The following is a 16,216-nucleotide window of genomic DNA, read 5'->3' as shown; positions in this document are numbered from 1 at the left end:
AGGGGACCAGGACATGCGTCGTCGTCTGCTTTGCGGGGCCAGCCTTGCGGTGGCCCTATCGCGCTCCGCCACCGCGCAGGGCGTTCCGGGAGGATGGCCCAACCGCCCGATCCGGCTGATCGTGCCCTACGCCCCCGGCGGTGGCACGGATGTGCTGGCGCGCGCCGTGGCGGACAAGGCCGGGCAGCGCCTCGGCACTCCCATCGTCGTGGACAACCGGCCCGGCGCGGCAGGCAACCTGGCAACGCAGCTCGCCGCCGATGCCGCGCCGGATGGCTACACCCTGCTGGTCGGCAATATCGGCCCGATCGCGGTGAATCCCAGTCTTTTCCGCAACCTTCGCCCGGATCCGGCGCAGGCGCTCGTGGCGGTGACGCTGCTGGCAGCGGCACCGATGCTCATGCTGGTGAACCCGCGCCTGCCCGTGACGGATCTGGCCGAACTGATCGCCATGGCGAAGGAGAAGCCGGGCGCGCTGAATTACGGGTCGGCCGGGAATGGTTCGGCCAATCACCTGGCCGGCGCCTATTTCGCGCTGAAGGCTGGGATCGACATCCAGCACATCCCCTATCGTGGCGCGGGGCCGGCACTGAATGACCTCGTCTCGGGCACGCTGCAGATGATGCCGGCGACCATCCCATCCTCCATCGGCCTGGTGCGGGACGGGCTGGCGCGGGCGTTGGCCGTCACCTCGCCTGCGCGTGTGCCGACCCTGCCCGATGTGCCGACGGTCGCGGAGGCGGGGGTGCCGGGGTACGAGATGAGCGCCTGGTACGGGATCATGGCGCCGGCCGGCACGCCGCGGACGGTCGTGGAGCGGCTGCAGCACGAGATCGCGGCCGCGATCCACGAGCCGGAGGTTCGTGCGCGCATCGTGTCGGAAGGCGCTGAACCCTCCGGCAACAGTCCCGACGCCTTCCGCGACTTCGCCGCCGCCGAGCGCCGAAAATGGGCCGAGGTGGTGCGCGCCGCGAATATCACCGTGGACTGACGGAGATGGGACCCATGTGGCGCCTGCTCACCATTGCCGGACTGGGCGCTGCGCTGGGCTGCGCCGCCGCTCACGCGCCCGCCCTCGCGCAGTCCGCGCCCTTTCCCACGCGGCCGATCCGCATGGTCGTGCCCTTCGCGGCCGCGGGCACGGCGGACATCGTGGCGCGGCTGGTTGCGGGCTGCATGACGCCCGCGCTGGGCCAACCCGTTGTCGTGGAAAATCGCGGCGGCGCGGGCGGCACCATCGGCACGGACGCGGTCGCGAAATCACCGCCGGATGGCTACACCATCGCGCTGCACACCGTCTCCTCGGCGGTGCTGAACGGGTTTCTCTACCGCAACCTGCCCTACGATGCGCGGCGGGATTTCGTGGCGGTCAGCCAGGTGGCGATGAGCCCGAACGTGCTGGCCATCCGCGCCGACATCCCAGCGCGCACGGTGGGCGAGTTCATCGCGTTGATGAAGGCGAAGCCCGGCGGCTACAGCTACGGCACCTCCGGCCCGGGTACGATCCTGCACCTCTCCGCCGCGCTCTTCGCCCGCATGGCGGGGGTGGAGGCGACTCATGTGCCCTATCGCGGCGAGGGGCCGGCCATCAACGACATGATGGCCGGGCAGATCGACTTCATGGTCAATGTCATCCCCGCGCTGCTGCCCTATGTGCGCGACGGCCGGTTTCGCGCGCTGGGCGTCACCACCACCGCGCGCGCCCCGTTGCTGCCGGAGGTGCCGACGGTCGCGGAGGCCGGGGTGCCGGGTTATGAGACGTATATTTGGCACGGTGTCTTCGCGCCGTCCGGCACGCCCGCGCCGATCGTCGAGCGGCTGGCCGATGCTGCCGTGCAGGCCGTGACGGAGCCCGGTTGCCGTCAGCGTATGGTGGATCTCGGCCTCGATCCCGTCGGCTCCCGCCCGGCCGAGTTCACGGCGTTCTGGGACCGCCAGATCGCCACATGGGGCCCGGTGGTGCAGGCCTCCGGCGCTACATTGGAGTAGCGTCGATGATCCTTCCCGCCGGCAGCACGGACTGCCACACCCACGCCTTCGGCGACCCCGCCACCTTCCCCTTCGACCCCGCGCGCAACTACACGCCGGGGCGGGCCGATGTGGCCGATCTGCGCGCCTTCCTGGACACCCACCGGCTTGACCGCGTGGTGGTGGTGCAGCCCAGCGTCTACGGCACGGACAACCGCTGCACCCTGGACGCGGTGCGTCAGCTCGGCGCCCGCGCGCGGGCCGTGCTGGTGCTGGATCCCGGCATCGGGGATGCCGAGCTGGCCGCGCTGCACGCGCAGGGCGCGCGCGGCGTGCGACTGAATCTGCACACATCCGGGATGGACGACACGCGCCGGGCCCAGGCCGAGGTGGAGGCCTTTGCTGGCCGGCTGCGCGGCAGCGGCTGGCACCTGCAGGTCTTCGCCGCGCATGGGGTGATCGCAGCGCTGCGGCCCGTGCTGCAACGCGCGGGGCTGCCGGTGGTGCTGGACCATTTCGGCCTGGTCGGGCGCGGTTCCACGACGCTGGAGGAGGCGGGCGCGGGCCTTCTGCAACTGGTGGGCACGGATGGGATGCATGTGAAGCTCTCCGCTCCGCAGCGTGTGGTGCCGGAGCCCGAGGACGCGCCGGTGCTGGCGAATCTCGTCGCCGCGCTGGCACGCGAGGCGCCGGAGCGGCTGCTCTGGGGCAGCGACTGGCCGCACACCGCACGGACGCGGAGCGGGGATGCCGGCACCATCGAGCCCTTCGAGCCGATCGACGACCGGCGTGCCCTGGAGCGGCTCGCGGGCTGGATCGGCTACGAAGCGGTGCTGGCCAGGGCGCTGGCCGCGAACCCGGCCGCGCTTTACGGCTTCTCTGCGGCGGGGTGAGGGGGTCTGGCGGCACCGCCCTTGGCGCTCTCCCGGGGAATCCGCCACTCTCGCCAGCGCGGTTGCCGGCGGCGCGCGGAGGACAAGACGGACAGCGGATGAACCTGCGCCAGTTTGAGGTGTTTCACGCGATCATGCGCACCGGCTCGGTCACGGGCGCGGCGCGGCTGCTGAACGTCACCCAGCCCTCCGTCAGCACCGTGCTGAAGCATTGCGAGGCGCAGCTCCGCTTCCCGCTGTTCAACCGCATCGGCGGGCGGCTGCAGCCGACGCCGGAGGCGCAGGCCATGCTGCCCGATGTCGAGGCGGTGTTCAGCCGCCTCGCCGCGGTGGAGCGGCTGGCGCAGGACCTGGCGGGCGGGCGGCTGGGCACGCTCTCGGTCGCAGCCGCGTTTCCCATCGCCAATGGCTATCTCGCCAAGGCGGCGGCCACCTTCCTGGTCGCGCGGCCGGGCACGCGGGTGGCGCTGCAATCCCTGACATCCCCGCAGGTGGTGGACCGCGTGGCCAGCCGGGAGGTGGAACTGGGCGTGGTGCACGAGCCCGTGGTGAACCGACAGGTGGAGACGGAGCTGCTGGTGCGCTCCTCCCTCGAATGCGTGATGCCGGAGGACCATCCGCTGGCGCGGCTGCCTTGCATCCCCGTGCGGGCGCTGGCGGAGTACCCGCTGATCACCTACCTGCCGCAGAATCTGTTCCGCGGCTATGTCGATCGCGCGCTGTCCCAGGCCGGGATCGCGCCGCCGATCGTGGTGCAGGTGAGCGTGTCGCTGACCGGCATCATGCTGGCCCGGCATGGCTGCGGGGTGGCGCTGGTGGAGCCGCTGATGCTGCGGACCATGCCCTTTCCCACCCTGGTCGTGCGCCCCCTGGATCCGCCCATCGGCTTCGACACCGTGCTGGTGCGGCCGCGCGGCATGGTCGCCTCCACGCTGCTCGGCCATTTCGTCGAGCATCTGCGCAGCACGCTGGCCGAGGAGGGCATCGCCGCCGCTCGGCCCGGTGGTTAGCTGGCCGGTGGTTAGCCCCGGCCATTAGCCGCATCTATGCGCGGCCCAAAGCTCGGTATTGGACGGCGGCGCCCCGCATCTGGAAGGAATGGCGGCAAGAAGCAGGATGGGAGGAACGCCGGTGGACAATGTGGCGCCGCGTTACGGCACGGATTGGCCCTCGATCCGCGACCAGGTGAGTCCGGAGGAGTGGCAGGCGCGGCTGGATCTCGCCGCCTGCTACAGGCTGGTCGATGCTTATGGCATGACCGACATGATCTACAACCACATCACACTGCGCATACCCGGCACGGACCACCTTCTGATCAACCTCTACGGGCTGCTCTACAGGGAGATCACGGCGACCAGCCTGGCCAGGATCGATGTGGAGGGGAACATCCTCTGGAAGCCGGACACGGATTACGGGATCAACAAGTCCGGCTACGTGATCCATGGCGCCATCCACAAGGCGCGTCCGGACGTGGCCGCGGTGCTCCATACCCACACGCGCGCGGGGATGGCGGTCGCCGCGATGGAATGCGGGCTGCTGCCCCTGAACCAGACGGCGATCCGCTTCGTCGGCCATCTCGGGACGCATGACTACGAGGGGCCCGCGATCGACCTCTCGGAGCGGGAGCGGATCGTGGCCGATCTCGGCCCGCATGACGCGATGATCATGCGCAACCACGGGCTGCTCACCTGCGGCGCGACGCTGCAGCAGGCCTTCAACACCATGTACCAGCTCGAGATGTCCTGCCGCGCGCAGGTGGATGCGATGGCGGCCCGCACGGAGCTGACCCTGCCTTCCGAGCATGTGCTGGCGAAGACCGCGCATCTCTACCAGCCTGGCGCGCGGCGCCCTTATGGCGTGCTGGAGTGGCACGCGATGCTGCGGCTGCTGGAGGCCGAGCAGAAATCCTCGGGCTTTCCGCCCTACTGGGTCTAGCGTCGCGCAGGGCGAGCCCGCCGCGAGAGCGGGCGCCGCGGAGGAGGGAACGGGGATGGGCGAACCGGGGATCGGCCGGCGAGGGGTGCTCGCGCTCGCCGCGGGCCTCACGGTGCAGGCGCATGGCGTTCGGGCGCAGACCACGACGCCGGGAGCGCCCTGGCCGAACCGCCCGATCCGCTTCATCGTGCCCTTCGCCGCGGGCGGCAACAGCGACGTCACGGCGCGCCTCTTCGCGGCGCAGATCAGCGCGCGCCTCGGCCAGCCCGTGGTGGTGGAGAACCGCAGCGGGGCGACGGGGGCGATCGGGACCGAGGCGGTGGTGCGTTCGCGGCCGGATGGCTACACGCTGCTGATCGGCAGCCCCGGCTCCATCGTGAACGGCCCGTTGCTGATGGCCGCGCCGCGCTACGACGCGATGGCGGATCTGGTGCCTGTGGCCCTGCTCGGCCAAGCGCCCATGGTGATCATAATCCGCCCCGACCTGCCCGCGCGGAATCTCACCGAACTCGTCTCCCTCTCCAGGCAGAAGCAGGGCGGCATCACGATCGGCACCTCCGGCACCGGCGGCGCCAACCACCTGCCGCTGGAGCTGTTCAAGGCCGCGACCGGCGCCAACCTCATCCATGTGCCCTATCGCGGCGGCGGCAACACCCTGCCCGACTTCATCGCGGGGAATGTGGACGGCATCCTCACCGAGCTGGCGAGCGTGCTGGACCTGCACCGGGAAGGGCGCGGCCGCATTCTTGGCGTCGCCGCGCCGAAGCGCTCGCCGCAGGTGCCGGAGGTGGCCACCTTCATCGAGCAGGGCGTGCAGGGCTTCGTGGCCACCTCCTTCGTCGGCCTCTTCGCGCCCGCCGGCACGCCGGCCGAGGCCCTGCGCGCGCTGCAATCCGCCATCACCGCCGCCGCGTCGGATCCCGATGTGCTCGCCCGCCTCGCTGCCCTCGGCAACGAGCCGCCAACCGGCCCGGAGCTCACCACCCTCGGCGTCTCCGCCTTCCTGCAGGGCGAGCTGGCCAAGGCGCGGCGGGCCGTCGAGATCGCCGGGCTGAGGCCGGAATGAGAGGCGCGGGGGAACCGGGCGCCCGCCTCGCGCGCAGGGCGCTGCTGGCCGGGGCGGGCGCGCTGGCCACCGGCGCGGCCCTGGCCCAGGAGCGTGCCTTCCCCACCGGCCCGGTGCGGATCGTCTCGCCCTATGCGCCCGGGGGCGGAACCGACACCACCGCTCGGGTGATCGGCCCGGCCCTGGGCGAGTATCTCGGCCAGCCCGTATTGGTGGAGAATCGCGGCGGCGGCGGCGGCTCCATCGGCGCGGCGGAGGTGGCGCGCTCCGCGCCGGACGGCCAGACGGTGCTGGTGGACGCGCTGGGCCATGTGGTGAACCCCTTCCTGCTGCGCGGTCTCTCCTTCGACTACGCCGTCTTCGTTCCGGTGACGCAGGTGACGCTGCTGCCGCAGGTGATGATCGCCAGCCCACGGCTTCCCGCCACGGACATGGCGGGCTTCATCGCCCATGCCAGGGCGCGCGCGGGGCAGCTCTCTTATGGTTCCTCGGGCAATGCCACGGGCTCGCATCTAGCCAGCGTGCTGTTCCTGCGCCAGACCGGGCTGGAGATGGCGCATGTGCCCTATCGCGGCGGCTCGGCCGCGATGCAGGATGTTCTGGCGGGGAATGTGGCCTTCGCCATGGCCACGGTGAACTCCGCCACGCAGCTCATCCTCGACGGCCGCCTCCGGGCCCTCGCCGTCGCCTCAGAGAGTCGGGTGAGCGCCCTGCCGGATGTGCCCACCATGGCGGAAGCCGGGCTGCCCGGGGTGGTGGTGGATGAGTGGAACGGCATGTTCGCCCCGCCCGGCACCCCGCGCCGCATCGTGGAGCGGCTGCATGTCGGCGTGCGCCACGCGCTGGACACGCCGATGGTGCGGGACCGCTTCGCCGCCATCGGCGCGGTGCCGGTGGGCAGCGACCCCGACAGCTTCGCCGGCTTCGTGCGCGAGCGGCGCGAGGCAATGGGCCGGCTGGTGCGGGAAGCGGGCATCACCATCGAGTAGCGGCCGCGGAATCAGCCGTGGGAGAACATGCCCCGCCCCGGCACGGGCAGCTCCGCCCGGTGGATCTGGCCGGCGATGGAATCCACGATATGCAGCACGCGGTTCCCCGGCCCGCCATAGGCGAGGTTCGTCACCACATCGCTACCCGGGGACTGGATGCGCCAGCGCGGCTCGCCGCGATGGTCGAAGACCCAGACCGCGCCCATGTCGGGGTGTGCCACCGCCAGCCCGTCCTCCTCGTCCATCGCCAGCCCGTCCGGCCCGCGCCCGCCCGAGAGCTGGAGGAAGAGCCCCATGCGGAGCACCGAGCCATCCGGCAGCAGCGGCAGGCGCCACACCGCATTGGCGCGGGTGACGGCCACATGGAGGATGCTCTCGGCCCCGTTCAGCACGAGGCCATTGGGGCTGGGCAGGTTGTCGGCCAGGCGCTCCAGCCGGCCATCCGCCGCGCGCAGGCGATAAACGCGGCCCGTCGGGTCCTGCAGCCCGGTCTGGCCCTGATCGGTGAAGTAGAGGTCGCCGTTGCGGGCGAAGACGAGGTCGTTCACCCCCTTGAAGCGCTCCGCCTTGTATCCCTCCAGCAGCGGGGTGACGCGGCCGCTGGCGGGGTCGAGCAGCAGGATGCCCTGGCGGTAGTCGGCAATGAAGATGCGCCCGTCCCGATGGATCTTCAGCCCGTTCGGCTCGCCGTCATACTCGGCGACGAGCGTCCAGTCGCCCGCCGGTGAGATGCGAAAGACGCGGCCGAAGGGAATGTCCGTGACATAGAGGTTGCCCTCGCGGTCGAAGGACGGACCCTCGAGGAAGCAGCCCCGCGCGGGCACGCCACGGCCCGAGGCGGCGCGCTCGGGGCTGGCCTGCCTGCGGAAGTGGTCCGGCAGGGTGGCGAAGACCTCCGCCCGGACGAGCTGCGGCGGGGCGAAAAGGCTCGGCGGCATGCTCATCCCAGGGATACGCCGGATTCCGCCACCACCGGCCCCCAGAGGCGGAGCTGCCCCTCCCAGAAGTGCCGCAATTCCTCGGACGAGGAGCCGACGGGCTCGGTGCCGGCCTCGCGCAGGCGGTGCGCCCCGGCGGGGTCCGAGACGGCGGCGCGGCTGGCCGCCTCCAGCCGCGCGATGGTCGGGGCGGGGGTGGCGGCGGGCGCGAAGACGCCCATCCAGTTGAGGATCTCGAAGCCGGGCACGCCCTGCTCGATCACGGTCGGCACATCGGGAAGCAATGAGCTGCGCTGCGGCGAGGTGACGGCGATGGCGCGAATGGCGCCCTGTTGCGCGAAGGGCGCCTGAGAGGCGATGCCCTCCACCAGGAAATCCGTATCCCCCGAGATCATGAAGGCGATGGCGGGGCCGGCGCCGCGGTAGGGGATGTGCTCCGCGCGGCATCCCGTGCGATTGCACAGCATCAGCCCGCCCAGATGGTTGATCGAGCCGGGGCCGGAGGAGCCATAGGTCAGGCGCCCTGGCCGTTCCTTCATCAGGGCCACGAACTCCTCAAGGCTGCGAGCCGGCACATGGTTCCCCACCGTCACCAGCATCGGCATGGTGATGACCAGCGAGACGGGCGCGAAGGCCTTCGCCGTCTCGAAGCGAAGGTTCCGGTGCAGGAAGGCGTTCAGCACGGCCGCGGTGACGGTGAAGAAGCCGAGCGTGGCGCCGTCCGGCGCGGCGGTGGCCACCGCCTCTGCCCCGATCACCCCGCCGGCCCCGCCGCGATTCTCCACCAGCACGGGGCGTCCCCCCAGCGCCTCGGACATGCCCGGCGCGACGATGCGAGCGACGACATCTGTCGAGCCCCCCGCCGCCGCCGTGACGATGAGGCGCAGGGGCTGGGAGGCCTCCGTCTGCGCCGTAGCTGGCTCGGCCGCGAGGGCACCCGCCAGCAGGCCCCGGCGGGAAATGGCGCTGGTCATCCTCTCTGTCCTCCCATGTCGCGTGGGGCGGCCTATTCCAGCAGATAGGGCGCGCCGCATCCTTCGCAGACCGCGCGGAGCTGGTCGGCCAGGCTGCGCGGCATCGGCACGCCGTCTCGCAGCCGCCGCTCGCGCGATGCCGCCTCGGGGTCGCCCGGAACGAGGACGGGCAGCGCCGGATCCGCGGGTGGGGCGGCGCGCAGCACGTCCAGCGCATCGTCCAGATCGGCCTCGAACTCGCCCTCCTCACGGAAAGAGTCGGGATCGATGGCCATGAAGAAATGGCCGAGGTTGTCGGGGTCGTCCGGCCGCTGCGTCCTCACGCGGATCGGTGAGAAGGAGGCGCCGGAAAGGGTGCCGCCGAGGATATGAACCATCATCGCCAGCCCATAGCCCTTGTGGGAGGCCATCTCCGGCATCCCGCCCAGCGGCGTCAGCCCGCCCTCGCGGCCCTCGGCCACCAGGCGCCTCGCCTCGGCAGGGTCGGTCACAGGCGCTCCGTCCCCGTCCACCGCCCATCCCGGCGGCAAGCTCCGCCCGTTCAGCCCATAGACACGCACCTTGTTGTTCGCGGTGGTGGTGGTCGCCATGTCCAGCCGGAAGGCGCGGTTGCGCCCGGCGGGCGCGCAGAAGGCGAGCGGGTTGGTGCCGAGCAGCGGCGCGCGCGAACGGGTGGGCACCATGCTGATGGTGCGCGTGGCGCTGGTGACCATGCCGATCAGCCCATGGGCCGGCGCCAGCGCCGCGTAGTAGCCCGCGGCGCCGAAATGATGGGAGTTCCGCACGGTGACGACACCCACTCCCATCGCGCGCGCCTTGGCGATGGCCAGCTCCATCCCCATCACCGCCGCGGGATGACCGAGCCCCGCCTCCGCATCCACCAGCGCCGTGACAGCATTTTCCCGTATGATGCGTGGGCGCGCCTGAAGGTTCAGCTTCCCCTTCCGGCGGGAGGCATCGTAGTCCATCAGCATCGAGATGCCGTGGCTGTCCACCCCGGCCAGATCCGTCTCCACCATCACTTCGGCGGTGGTGCGGATCGCGGCCGGGTCCATTCCCCAGGCGGTCAGCACGGCGGTGACCTGGGCGCGGATGGTCTCCGCCGAAACCTGCAGTCCTTCGCTCAAGCCTTCTCCTCCAGCGCGGCCCGAATACCGGCGGCCCAGCTCGTGGCCGCGGCGTTGAGCAGCGCGATATCCGTCTGCGTGGTCAGGAACAGCGCGCCGCGGCGGATTGCGTCGACCTGGCGCGCGACATCGCGGTTGCCGCCGCACCCTGCGGCGATGCCGTTGGCGCGGGCGGCCGCTATAACGCGGTCCTGTGCCGCGACTGCTTCAGGGCCATCGAACTGTCCGGGTTTGCCGAGGGTGACCAGGAGGTCGTTTGTGCCGACATGGAGGACGTCGATGCCCGGCACGCCCGCGATGGCCTCCGCATTCTCCTGCCCCTCCACCGTCTCGATCATCAACACCAGCAGGGTGCTGTCGTTCAGCTGCGCGGTCGCCTCCGGCAGGGGAACGGGACGGAAGTCGAACTGCGCGTAGCCACCCGCGACCGAGCGCCGCCCGAGCGGCGGGAAGCGCGTGATCTCCACTGCCCGCCGTGCCTGCTCCACGGTCGAGATGTCGGGAAAGACGATGCCGGTCACGCCGTTGTCGAGCAGGAGGGAGACATCGGGGTCCTCCACCCCGCGCACCCGCACCAGCGGCGCAATGCCGATGGCCTCCGCTGCCTGGGCGATGTGGATGATCGTCTCCAGGTCGAAGACCGCATGCTGGGTGTCGATGAACAGGAAGTCGTGGCCGCTGCCGCGCGCGATGCGTGCGATGTCGGCGGAACGCACCATGCGCACGCTGATGCCGAGCACGGGTTGACCCGCGCGCAGCTTCTCCTTCACCGGATTGGTCAGGCGGGGTTGCATCGGCAGTTCCTCAATCCGGCCGGATGCCGGTCTGGAGCACGAGGTCACGCCATTTCGGCACCTCCTCGGCCAACCGCGCCGCGAGCGGGCCGGGGCCATCCATCCGCGCTGTGGCGGCGCCTTCGGCCATGCGGGCCTGGAAGTCTGGCGCGTCCCGGAGCGGGGCGAGGGCGGTGCTGAGGCGGGCAAGGAGGGCAGGGGGCAGGCCCCTGGGGGCCATGAGGCAGAACCAGTTCGGCGCGGCGTAGCCGGGCACGATCTCGGAGATGGCCGGCACATCCGGCAGGGCGGGCACGCGACGCGGCATGGTGACGCCGAGGATGCGCGCGCGGCCCTGGCGAACATGCTGCATGAGTTCCAGCGTGGAACCGAAGATGAGGGAGATGTCGCCGGAATAGACGGCCGTGACAGCTTGGCTGACGCCGCGATAGGGCACATGCGTCATCTCTACCCCGGCCATGGCGCAGAAGAGCGCGCCGGCGAGATGATTGGCCGAGCCGACGCCGCCCGAGGCATAGGTGAGCCGCCCGGGATGGGCCCTCGCATGCTCCAGCAGCCCGGTCAGGGAGGCGAAGGGGGATTCCGTGCGAACGAGAAGACCCGATGGCACGTCGCAGAGCAGGCTCACCGGATCCACGTCGCGCCGGGGGTCGAAGCCGAGATTCGGCTGCAGCGTGGGGATGATGGAGATGCCGGCGGAGGTGGCGAGGAAGGTGGCGCCGTCGGGCGGCTGCTGCGCTACGTATTGCGAGCCGATGCCGCCGCCGGCACCCGGCCGGCTCTCCACGATGAAGGTGGCGGAGAGGGCGCGCGAGAGATGGTCCGCGACGAGGCGGGTGGGAATCTCGATCGGGCTCCCCGGCGCCTGCGGCACAATCAGCCGGGCGGTGCGGACGGGCCAGGGATCCTGCGCTCGGGCGATGGTGGGAAGGGAGAGGGCGATCAATCCCAGCCCGAAGGTCCTGCGCTGCATCCGTTTCCTCCGGCCGGCCTCTTCGGGCTACCGGCGTCGGCGGATGCTGGCGATCTCCGCACGGCGAGGTCCAATTGAAAGAAGGCCGTCGGACATTCACGGCGTCTATGACCATGCAGTTCGGCCCGCCTTGAGCTTTCGTGTCTGTGTGCCTTCTGCTCCGAGCGCTGACCCGGCTTCAGGAAAACGGCTGAACCGCGTGTGGCGGGACCACTTGGTCGACCATCACCGACTGGAACGGGGGCGATCAGCTCTCAGTCTGGGGGCGGCACCCGGGCATAGCCAGGTAACCTGGGTCGATTAGGCCGGCGCCGAGGGCTACTAGGGCCTGAACATGACCTTATCAGGTTGGCAGCCTAGTCGGGCAGTGGCAGCGACCTTGGTATGACGACCTCGCCCAGTCCCTTCCGCGGCTTCTGGTACGTGACCGAGGTCTTTCAGCATGCGATTTAGCTGTATTACAGCCGCAGCCTCAGCCCGGACCGTCTACCTCCGGCAACAGAGCCAGATGTCTCCGCAGCAGGGCCGCTGTCAGGGGACGGCGCTCAAGACAGCGGGACACAGGTCCGACGACCAGGATCGATAGCCGGCGCGGCTGACCGGAGATGGCAAGAGCGACGCCGGCCAGGTCCGGCGTGTACTCGGCATGGCTCTGGTGAAAGCCACGCTCTTCAGCCTCGGCAATGGCAGCCTCTACTGACGCGGGCGTCATGGGGGTGGTCGGCGAATGCGCCTCGAACGCAATTCGGCGATAGAGCTTCTGGCGTTCATTGGGCGTCGCCTGTGCGATAAGCGCCCGTCCAGCGGAGCTGGCATGAATAGGCACTCGATCCCCGACCTGGGCGAAGTAGCGCACCGGCTGCCTAGACTGCTCGACGTAGAGGAAGACGGCATCCGTGCCCGCCGCGGTCGCGATCAGCGTCGTCTCGCCACTTTCCCGGGAGACGGCATGCACGAGACGCTGCAACTCCGGGGGAAGTGGATCCGCCCCCGCCACCAACTCGGCGAGAGAGAGCCAGCGTGGGCTGGGATAGTAGCCGATGCGCCCGGGCTGTTCGTAAAGATAACCTTTCGTGGCCAGCGTAGTGACGAGGTTGAAGGTGCTCGACCTCGGCCAGGCGAGATCATCCGCGATTTCGGCGGGCGTCGCCGGGCGAAGGCGCCGCGCGAAATACTCCAGGATCTCCAGCGCGTTCGCGGCCTGTCTTACATACATCGTGCTGCGCGCCTCGCTGCGTCTGACAGAGAACGGCCGACTCTGCTGCTGGATGATCCGAAAGCCGGCGACGCCGCATGCTGCAGCCGGCCGGCGTCTTGGCAGCTGTCGCTTGTCGTTGACCGAAATTCTCATACAGGTATTCTGAATTCAAGATTAAGAATGCGGCGGTTTCAGGCATCACCAATGCCAGGCGGTTCCTGTCGCGCCGGGCCATGCCCGGGATTCCGACACGCGAAGGGAGCGACCATTCCAGGGAAGGAAAACGGCATGCGACTGAGCGGTAAGCTGGCGGTCATCACGGCCGCGGCCTCTGGGATGGGGCGCGCGGGCGTGGAGCGGTTCGTGAGAGAGGGCGCGAGGGTTGCTGCGGTGGACATCAACGCCGAGGCGCTGGCTGCCCTCGTAAGCGACCTCGGGCCGAACGGCGAGGTGGTGCCGGTGCAGGCCGATCTCGCGACCGAGGCGGGCGCACGCGGCAGCATCAACCAGGCTGCAGAGGCCCTCGGCGGCATCGACATCCTCTGGGCTCATGCCGGTATTCCCGGCCCGGCCTCTGTCGAGGACCTGGATCTGGCGCAGTACGAGTTCGCGATGACGCTCAACGTCACCTCCGCCGTATTGGCTGCGGGCGAAGTGGCGAAGCACATGCGCCAGCGCGGCGGCGGCTCGCTGATTTTCACCTCCTCCGTCTCCGGCCTCGTGGGGTCGATGATGAGCCCGGTCTATTCCACCGCGAAGTTCGCGGTGGTCGGCCTCGGCAAGTCGCTCGCTCTCAGCCTGGCGCCTGACCGGATACGGGTGAACGTGCTCTGCCCCGGACTCACCGAGACGCCGATGATGAACGGCTTCATCGGCCGTAGCGGCGATCCGACGGAGCGGGACGCGAACGGCCAGAAATACCTGACCGCCATCCCGCTCGGCCGCTTCGGCCATGCGGAGGATGTGGCCCAGGCCGCGCTCTGGCTCGCCTCCGACGAATCCGGATACGTCACGGGCGTCGCACTGCCCGTGGATGGTGGCTACACCTGCCGATGATCCCGTGACGACGCAGGGTGCCCTGGCCGGACCGCCCCGGGCATCACGCGCCGCGAAGGGTTGAGGACCCGCCGCCTCCGCTCCTCCCGGCACCGTCCCGCTGCGGTCCCAACAAAATGCACAACATGGAGGAGACAGAAAGATGACAACGAGACAGCCCGGGATCGGACGGCGGCTTGCCCTTGGGGCAGGGGCGGCGCTGATTGCAGGGGGTGCCGCGACGCGCGCCGGCGCCCAGCAACCGACGACGATCCGCATCGGGTTCCTCACCGATCTGTCCGGACCTTACAAGGACATCACGGGAGAGACGGGCGCCATCTGCGCGCGCCAGGCGATCGCCGATTTCGGCGCCGCCGAGAAGGGCATCCGCGTGGAGGTACTGCTGTCCGACCATCAGCACCGGCCGGATGTCGGCGTCGGCATCATCCGGGAATGGTTCGACCGCGGCGACGTGGACATGATCCTGGATGTCGGCAGCTCCGCGATCGCACTCGCAGCGGGCGGCTTGGTGACGGAGCGGAACAAGGTTCACCTGAACACCGGCGCCGCCTCCTCGGACCTCACCGGCAGGTCGTGCAACGCCAACACGATCCACTGGCCTTACGACACCTGGTCCAACGCCAACTCCACCGCGCGCTCGCTCCTGAATTCCGGCGGAAACCGCTGGTTTTTCGTCACCGCCGACTACGCCTTCGGCAAGTCGATGCAGGCTGATGCGACGCGGATCGTGGAGGCGGGCGGCGGGCAGGTCGTGGGCTCCGTGGTGCATCCCTTCCCGGGCACGACCGACTTCTCCTCCTACCTCGTCCAGGCACGGGCCCGGCGCGCCAATGTGGTGGCCTTCGCCAATGCCGGGGCGGATACGCTGAACTGCGTGAAGCAGGCGGCCGAGTTCGGGCTGGCACGCGCCGGCATCCGCCCCGCGGCCCTGGTGGCCTTCATTCAGGACATCAAGGCGCTCGGCCTGGAGACGGCGCAGGGCCTGACGATCAGCGAGAGTTTCTACTGGGACCTGAACGACCGCACCCGCGCCTTCACCGAGAGGCTGAAGCCGCGCCTGACCAGCGGAAACATGCCGAACATGGATCACGCGGCCGCATACTCGGCCACGCTGCACTACCTCAAGGCGGTGGCGGAGCTCGGCGTCGTCAGGGCGAAGGCGGATGGGCGGGAGGTTGTCGCGGCCATGAAGCGCCTGCCCACGGAGGATGACTGCTTCGGTCGGGGGAGCGTGCGCGCTGACGGGCGCAAGATCCATCCGATGTATCTGTGGGAGGCAAAGAAGCCTTCGGAGAGCACCGGCCCGTGGGACCTCCTGAAGCTCGTCGGCACGACACCGGCCGATCAGGCCTTCCGGCCGCTCGCCGAGGGCGGTTGTGCGCTGGTGATCAACTAGGGCGCGAGGTCCGCTTCCTCACCCTCGCGCAGCGCCTCGACGAGGGCCTCCGCCGCGGGGGAGAGGGAGCGTCCAGCCCGGCGGATCACCACCACCTGGCGGACCAGGTCGGGCTCGAGCGGCCGCCGTGCAAGCTCCGGCGCCATTCGGAGCTCAACGGCGGTGGAGGGCAGCAAGGCGATGCCGAGGCCGGCCTGCGCCATGCCGATGAGCGTGCTGGTGTGCACGGCCTGCTGTAGCGGCGCGAGGCGAAGGCCGCGCGCCGCGAAGGCGTCGTCCAGCACCCGCCAGACGGAGGTGTTGGCCTCCAGCAGCAACAGGGGTTCCCCGGCGAGCGCCTCGAGCCGGATTCGGGGCGCGGCGGCCAGGGGATGGCTGGCCGGAAGGATGGCGAGCAGGCGGTCCTGGAGCAGCGGTTCCTGTGCGAGGTCCGGGCCCGGCGCCGGGCCGCTGGCAATGCCGATATCCACCATGTCGGCCCGCACCATCTCGTGCACCCGGCCTGTCACCGCCTCCTGCAGCTGAACGCGCAGCTCGGGGTGACGCTCGCGCAGCCGCAGCATGGCGCGGGGCAGGGGACCCGATGCAACCGAGGGCAGGGCTGCCAGCCGCACCGTGCCCCGCCGGCGGGTGGCGAGGTCCCGCACGTTCTCCAAGGTATGGTCGAGGTCGCGGAGCTGAACCGCCAGCACCCGCGCAAGCTCCGCCCCGGCCGCCGTCGGTTCCACCCCTTGCGGCGTGCGGTCGAGCAGACGCAGCCCGAGGGCGGTCTCGAGCTGGCGGATCTGCACGGTCAGGGCGGGCTGGGTCACGTTCAGCAGCGCGGCAGCCCTGGTGAAGGAGCCGTGGCGCGCGATGGCGAGGAAGGCGCGCAGCCCCTTCAGCGTGACGTCCATAAAGCTTCCTTAT

Annotated in this window: 16 protein-coding genes; 9 read left to right on the top strand and 7 right to left on the bottom strand. The window is 70.2% G+C overall.

Annotated elements, in window-relative coordinates; all coding sequences use genetic code 11:
* Positions 1–13: 13 nt before the first annotated feature.
* The 7 genes from ACVBD7_RS24215 (at position 14) to ACVBD7_RS24185 (ending at position 6,851) form a co-directional block, all read left to right on the top strand.
* Positions 14–991 (top strand): Bug family tripartite tricarboxylate transporter substrate binding protein, encoded by a 978-nt coding sequence (locus ACVBD7_RS24215; RefSeq protein WP_458098056.1) that lies wholly within the window; start codon positions 14–16, stop codon positions 989–991.
* Between the two features lie 14 nt (positions 992–1,005).
* Entirely contained in the window at positions 1,006–1,989 is a 984-nt protein-coding gene (locus tag ACVBD7_RS24210) for a tripartite tricarboxylate transporter substrate binding protein (protein ID WP_458098055.1), read from the top strand.
* A 5-nt stretch (positions 1,990–1,994) separates the two neighbouring features.
* Positions 1,995–2,861, top strand: a complete 867-nt coding sequence (locus ACVBD7_RS24205) for an amidohydrolase family protein (protein WP_458098054.1) — start codon at positions 1,995–1,997, stop codon at positions 2,859–2,861.
* Positions 2,862–2,959: 98 nt separating this feature from the next.
* Positions 2,960–3,871, top strand: a complete 912-nt coding sequence (locus tag ACVBD7_RS24200; RefSeq protein ID WP_458098053.1) for a LysR family transcriptional regulator — start codon at positions 2,960–2,962, stop codon at positions 3,869–3,871.
* A gap of 106 nt (positions 3,872–3,977) precedes the next feature.
* Positions 3,978–4,796: a class II aldolase/adducin family protein gene (locus tag ACVBD7_RS24195; RefSeq protein WP_458098052.1), complete on the top strand. Its 819-nt coding sequence runs from the start codon at positions 3,978–3,980 to the stop codon at positions 4,794–4,796.
* 55 nt (positions 4,797–4,851) lie between these two features.
* The gene (locus ACVBD7_RS24190) at positions 4,852–5,862 is read left to right on the top strand and encodes a Bug family tripartite tricarboxylate transporter substrate binding protein (RefSeq protein ID WP_458098051.1); all 1,011 of its coding nucleotides are present in this window, start codon (positions 4,852–4,854) and stop codon (positions 5,860–5,862) included.
* Complete coding sequence (locus tag ACVBD7_RS24185; protein ID WP_458098050.1) at positions 5,859–6,851, top strand: Bug family tripartite tricarboxylate transporter substrate binding protein; 993 nt, start codon at positions 5,859–5,861, stop codon at positions 6,849–6,851. The genes ACVBD7_RS24190 and ACVBD7_RS24185 overlap by 4 nt, the downstream gene beginning before the upstream one ends.
* A gap of 11 nt (positions 6,852–6,862) precedes the next feature.
* Here the strand turns inward: ACVBD7_RS24185 and ACVBD7_RS24180 are convergent, their stop codons facing one another.
* From ACVBD7_RS24180 to ACVBD7_RS24155, 6 genes are all read right to left on the bottom strand, one after another.
* Positions 6,863–7,789: an SMP-30/gluconolactonase/LRE family protein gene (locus ACVBD7_RS24180; RefSeq protein WP_458098049.1), complete on the bottom strand. Its 927-nt coding sequence runs from the start codon at positions 7,787–7,789 to the stop codon at positions 6,863–6,865.
* A gap of 2 nt (positions 7,790–7,791) precedes the next feature.
* Positions 7,792–8,763: a Bug family tripartite tricarboxylate transporter substrate binding protein gene (locus ACVBD7_RS24175; RefSeq protein WP_458098048.1), complete on the bottom strand. Its 972-nt coding sequence runs from the start codon at positions 8,761–8,763 to the stop codon at positions 7,792–7,794.
* Between the two features lie 32 nt (positions 8,764–8,795).
* Positions 8,796–9,890: an Ldh family oxidoreductase gene (locus tag ACVBD7_RS24170; RefSeq protein WP_458098047.1), complete on the bottom strand. Its 1,095-nt coding sequence runs from the start codon at positions 9,888–9,890 to the stop codon at positions 8,796–8,798.
* The gene (locus ACVBD7_RS24165; RefSeq protein ID WP_458098046.1) at positions 9,887–10,684 is read right to left on the bottom strand and encodes an HpcH/HpaI aldolase family protein; all 798 of its coding nucleotides are present in this window, start codon (positions 10,682–10,684) and stop codon (positions 9,887–9,889) included. Before ACVBD7_RS24165 ends, ACVBD7_RS24170 begins: the two co-directional genes overlap by 4 nt.
* 10 nt (positions 10,685–10,694) lie before the next feature.
* Positions 10,695–11,657: a Bug family tripartite tricarboxylate transporter substrate binding protein gene (locus ACVBD7_RS24160; protein ID WP_458098045.1), complete on the bottom strand. Its 963-nt coding sequence runs from the start codon at positions 11,655–11,657 to the stop codon at positions 10,695–10,697.
* Between the two features lie 472 nt (positions 11,658–12,129).
* Positions 12,130–13,008 carry an IclR family transcriptional regulator gene (locus ACVBD7_RS24155; protein ID WP_458098044.1) on the bottom strand — a complete coding sequence of 293 codons (879 nt, stop codon included), beginning with the start codon at positions 13,006–13,008 and terminating at the stop codon, positions 12,130–12,132.
* A 135-nt stretch (positions 13,009–13,143) separates the two neighbouring features.
* Here ACVBD7_RS24155 and ACVBD7_RS24150 point away from each other — a divergent pair, with 135 nt between their 5' ends.
* Both ACVBD7_RS24150 and ACVBD7_RS24145 read left to right on the top strand, forming a co-directional pair.
* Entirely contained in the window at positions 13,144–13,911 is a 768-nt protein-coding gene (locus tag ACVBD7_RS24150) for an SDR family NAD(P)-dependent oxidoreductase (RefSeq protein WP_458098043.1), read from the top strand.
* Between the two features lie 142 nt (positions 13,912–14,053).
* Positions 14,054–15,307 (top strand): ABC transporter substrate-binding protein, encoded by a 1,254-nt coding sequence (locus ACVBD7_RS24145; RefSeq protein ID WP_458098042.1) that lies wholly within the window; start codon positions 14,054–14,056, stop codon positions 15,305–15,307.
* Here the strand turns inward: ACVBD7_RS24145 and ACVBD7_RS24140 are convergent.
* Entirely contained in the window at positions 15,304–16,203 is a 900-nt protein-coding gene (locus ACVBD7_RS24140; protein ID WP_458098041.1) for a LysR family transcriptional regulator, read from the bottom strand. The two genes, ACVBD7_RS24145 and ACVBD7_RS24140, sit on opposite strands and share 4 nt — an antisense overlap.
* Between the last annotated feature and the right edge of the window lie 13 nt (positions 16,204–16,216).

The organism is Roseomonas sp. WA12 (genome assembly GCF_054165765.1).
The sequence above is the reverse complement of the archived record's forward strand: the minus strand, read 5'-3'. Positions and strand labels throughout refer to the sequence as shown.

Coding starts and splice junctions, on each gene's coding strand:
- ACVBD7_RS24215 (WP_458098056.1), top strand. CDS start 14: ATGCGTCGTCGTCTGCTTTGCGGGGCCAGCCTTGCGGTGGCCCTATCG.
- ACVBD7_RS24210 (WP_458098055.1), top strand. CDS start 1,006: ATGTGGCGCCTGCTCACCATTGCCGGACTGGGCGCTGCGCTGGGCTGC.
- ACVBD7_RS24205 (WP_458098054.1), top strand. CDS start 1,995: ATGATCCTTCCCGCCGGCAGCACGGACTGCCACACCCACGCCTTCGGC.
- ACVBD7_RS24200 (WP_458098053.1), top strand. CDS start 2,960: ATGAACCTGCGCCAGTTTGAGGTGTTTCACGCGATCATGCGCACCGGC.
- ACVBD7_RS24195 (WP_458098052.1), top strand. CDS start 3,978: ATGGGAGGAACGCCGGTGGACAATGTGGCGCCGCGTTACGGCACGGAT.
- ACVBD7_RS24190 (WP_458098051.1), top strand. CDS start 4,852: ATGGGCGAACCGGGGATCGGCCGGCGAGGGGTGCTCGCGCTCGCCGCG.
- ACVBD7_RS24185 (WP_458098050.1), top strand. CDS start 5,859: ATGAGAGGCGCGGGGGAACCGGGCGCCCGCCTCGCGCGCAGGGCGCTG.
- ACVBD7_RS24180 (WP_458098049.1), bottom strand. CDS start 7,789: ATGCCGCCGAGCCTTTTCGCCCCGCCGCAGCTCGTCCGGGCGGAGGTC.
- ACVBD7_RS24175 (WP_458098048.1), bottom strand. CDS start 8,763: ATGACCAGCGCCATTTCCCGCCGGGGCCTGCTGGCGGGTGCCCTCGCG.
- ACVBD7_RS24165 (WP_458098046.1), bottom strand. CDS start 10,684: ATGCAACCCCGCCTGACCAATCCGGTGAAGGAGAAGCTGCGCGCGGGT.
- ACVBD7_RS24160 (WP_458098045.1), bottom strand. CDS start 11,657: ATGCAGCGCAGGACCTTCGGGCTGGGATTGATCGCCCTCTCCCTTCCC.
- ACVBD7_RS24155 (WP_458098044.1), bottom strand. CDS start 13,008: ATGAGAATTTCGGTCAACGACAAGCGACAGCTGCCAAGACGCCGGCCG.
- ACVBD7_RS24150 (WP_458098043.1), top strand. CDS start 13,144: ATGCGACTGAGCGGTAAGCTGGCGGTCATCACGGCCGCGGCCTCTGGG.
- ACVBD7_RS24145 (WP_458098042.1), top strand. CDS start 14,054: ATGACAACGAGACAGCCCGGGATCGGACGGCGGCTTGCCCTTGGGGCA.
- ACVBD7_RS24140 (WP_458098041.1), bottom strand. CDS start 16,203: ATGGACGTCACGCTGAAGGGGCTGCGCGCCTTCCTCGCCATCGCGCGC.